Annotated in this window: 4 protein-coding genes; 1 reads left to right on the top strand and 3 read right to left on the bottom strand. The window is 71.1% G+C overall.

What is annotated here, in order from left to right:
* The first annotated feature begins 334 nt into the window (after positions 1-334).
* A complete protein-coding gene (locus ACY45C_RS05185; protein ID WP_462186510.1) occupies positions 335-1,006 on the top strand; it encodes a ferritin-like fold-containing protein in 672 nt (223 codons plus the stop codon).
* A gap of 84 nt (positions 1,007-1,090) precedes the next feature.
* Here the strand turns inward: ACY45C_RS05185 and ACY45C_RS05180 are convergent, their stop codons facing one another.
* The 3 genes from ACY45C_RS05180 to ACY45C_RS05170 form a co-directional block, all read right to left on the bottom strand.
* A complete protein-coding gene (locus ACY45C_RS05180; RefSeq protein WP_011438181.1) occupies positions 1,091-1,318 on the bottom strand; it encodes a DUF3107 domain-containing protein in 228 nt (75 codons plus the stop codon).
* Positions 1,319-1,497: 179 nt separating this feature from the next.
* Positions 1,498-2,187 carry a TetR/AcrR family transcriptional regulator gene (locus ACY45C_RS05175; protein WP_462186504.1) on the bottom strand — a complete coding sequence of 230 codons (690 nt, stop codon included), beginning with the start codon at positions 2,185-2,187 and terminating at the stop codon, positions 1,498-1,500.
* A 146-nt stretch (positions 2,188-2,333) separates the two neighbouring features.
* Positions 2,334-2,537 (bottom strand): hypothetical protein, encoded by a 204-nt coding sequence (locus ACY45C_RS05170; RefSeq protein ID WP_462186503.1) that lies wholly within the window; start codon positions 2,535-2,537, stop codon positions 2,334-2,336.
* Positions 2,538-2,706 lie beyond the last annotated feature (169 nt).

Raw genomic sequence — 2,706 nt, 5'->3', positions numbered from 1 at the left:
AGCGGTGTCTACGCTGAACCCGCTCGCGGTGAGCCGCGCGGCGCCCGCGACCCGAAAATCATGTGCCCCGGTGCCCTCGATGGCAACTCTGGGTGCACAGGTGACGAGGCGACGCCTGCTACACGGCGGCCGAGGTGACATAACGACCCCTGGCTACTCCCCAGTATAGCCGGTGTAACCCCGGGTGGGGGCTCCTTAGCAGGAGTGTTTGCCGACAGCGACTGCGGCGGGTGTCAGAATCGCGCCTGTGGCACAGACGACACGGACTCCGGCCGGCCCGGCGACACCCATCGCCATCACCACCCCCGGTCAGGTAGGTGACTTTGACAATCGGGTGCCCCCGTCCCCGGATGCCGGACCCGCGCCGACCGTGGATCAGGCGACCGTGGATCTACTGGGCCTGCTCGCCTACGGCGAGCTGACCGCCTTCGAGCGCATGGCCACCGACGCGCGGATGTCACCGACTGTTGCCGACAAGATCGCCCTGGCGAAGATGGCCGCCGCTGAGTTCGCCCATTTCCAGGCCATCAGCGACGAGCTGGACCGGCTCGGCGTCGACCGGGAGCTCGCGATGGCCCCGTTCATCGCGCCACTGACCGCCTTCCACAACTCGACCGCTCCGGCCGACTGGCTGGAGAGCCTCGTGAAGGCCTACGTGGGGGACAACATCGCGGCGGACTTCTATCGCGAGATCGCGGCGCGGCTTCCGTCACCGTCGCGCGAACTGGTTCTGAAGGTGCTCGACGACACCGGGCACGCAGCCTTCGCGGTCGAGCGGGTGCGCGCGGCGATCAGCGCCAACCCGACGGTGGCCGGGCGGCTGGCGCTGTGGGCCCGTCGGCTCGTCGGTGAGGCGCTCACGCAGGCCCAGCGGGTCGGAGTCGATCGCGACGCGCTCACCGGGCTGTTGGTCGGGGTCGGCGACCTGGAGGCGCTGGCGGCGATCTTCAACCGCATCATGTCGGCGCATGGCCGGCGGATGGCGTCGCTGGGCCTGTCCGCCTGATCCGGGCCCGCCGACCGGCGCGGCGACGCCGGTCGGCTCCCCGGTGGGCCGGCCGCCGGCCCGCTGCCGGTGGTCGGCCGGGACCTAGACGGCGCCGAAGCCCACCCGTCGGGTCGTGGTCGCGGCGATCTCCACGTAGGCCAGCGACGCGATCGGCATTATCACCTGCCGGCCCTTGTCGTCGACGAGGGTCAGCACCCCGTTGTCGGCCTTGACCGCCTCATTCACCAGCGCGGCGACAGCCTCCGGGGACTGGCTGCTCTCCAGCACCAGCTCCCGACTGACCTGCCGGACGCCGATCTTGACCTCCACCCGATGACCTCCGCCTTCGTCGGACCTACCGCCGGCGGACGAGAGCCGCCGATCTTGAATCACCGCCCACACTATGGCTTCCGGGACTTCTCCACCGCGGCAGGGGCGGCGTGTTCGCTCCGGGCACACCCGCTCACCCGACAAACGCTCGCCCGGTACACCCGGTACACCGGACGACGTCAGCCGGTGGGGGGCACCTCCTCGTGCGGCTCCGTGTTCGTGCGCGTGGCATCCCGGTGCTCCTGGCGGGGGTAGCCGCCGATGCCGCGCCAGGCCAGCTCCACCATCGACTCGATGGCCCGTTCCTTTTCCACGGTGGCACCGCGGACCAGCCACCAGCGCGACGCCGTCTCGGCCAGCCCGACCAGCCCGACCGCGAGCAGGTCGGCCTCGTCCTGGGGCAGCCCGGTGTCGGCGACGATCGTCGCGGCGATGGCCCGCACGCACTGGGCGAAGGCGGTCTCGATGCGCTGGCGGACCGCGGGCTCGTTGCGCAGGTCCGACTCCAGCACGAGCTGGTGCGCCCCAGAGGGGTCGTTGACGAAGTCGAAGTACGCTCGGATGGACCGGGCGATGCGCGCGTGGTTGTCCGAGGTGGAGGCGAGCGCGTCCTGGACGCTTGTCACCAGCTGGGTGGCGTGCTCGTCGAGCAGCGCGAGATAGAGCTCGAGCTTGCCGGGGAAGTGCTGGTACAGCACCGGTTTGCTGACGCCGGCCCGCTCAGCGATCTCGTCCATCGCCGCTGCGTGGTAGCCCTGGGCGACGAAGACCTCGCGGGCGGCTCCCAGAAGCTGGAAGCGGCGCGCGGTGCGGGGGAGCCGGGGAGCCCTGCCCGGTCGTGTGTCGGGCGGGGCTGGCTCGGCGGTCACCGGCGCACCTCCTGGCTGATGGCGCACCTCCTGGTTGATGCGGTCAACAGTACCCGCGGGGTCCGACCGGCCGGCGTTCGTCGAAACGGAACCAGCCGGCCTGCCCGTCGCTCGCGCGGGGTGGCGCCGGGTCAGCGGTAGTCGGGTCAGCGGTAGTCGTCGTCCTCGTCGGTCTCGACCACGATGCTCTGCTCGACGACGTCGTACTCGTCGGCCTCGACGGGTGGTGCCGAAGGTAGCCAGCGCGGCGCCGGGTCGGCCGGACGTATCTCCCGGGCCTGCTCGACGGCGTCGGCGTCGGGCGCCTCGATCGGGAGATCGGATGCCGGAAGGTCGGTGGGTGCTCCCATGGGGACGTCCTCCTGCGCTCGTCGTTACGGCGACCCGCTGGGACGGGCGCCGGAAATGGACGATCCGAACCTGTCCAGGGTCCGGATCGCGATGTTCCCGGAACGGGTGGTCCTCACGCGCCATCGGCCGGGCCGGCCTCGTCACGGACGTGGCGGTGGTGTCCGTCAC

The organism is Frankia sp. CcWB2 (genome assembly GCF_977927585.1).
This window is presented reverse-complemented; position numbering and strand designations above follow the sequence as displayed.

Coding starts and splice junctions, on each gene's coding strand:
- ACY45C_RS05170 (WP_462186503.1), bottom strand. CDS start 2,537: ATGGGAGCACCCACCGACCTTCCGGCATCCGATCTCCCGATCGAGGCG.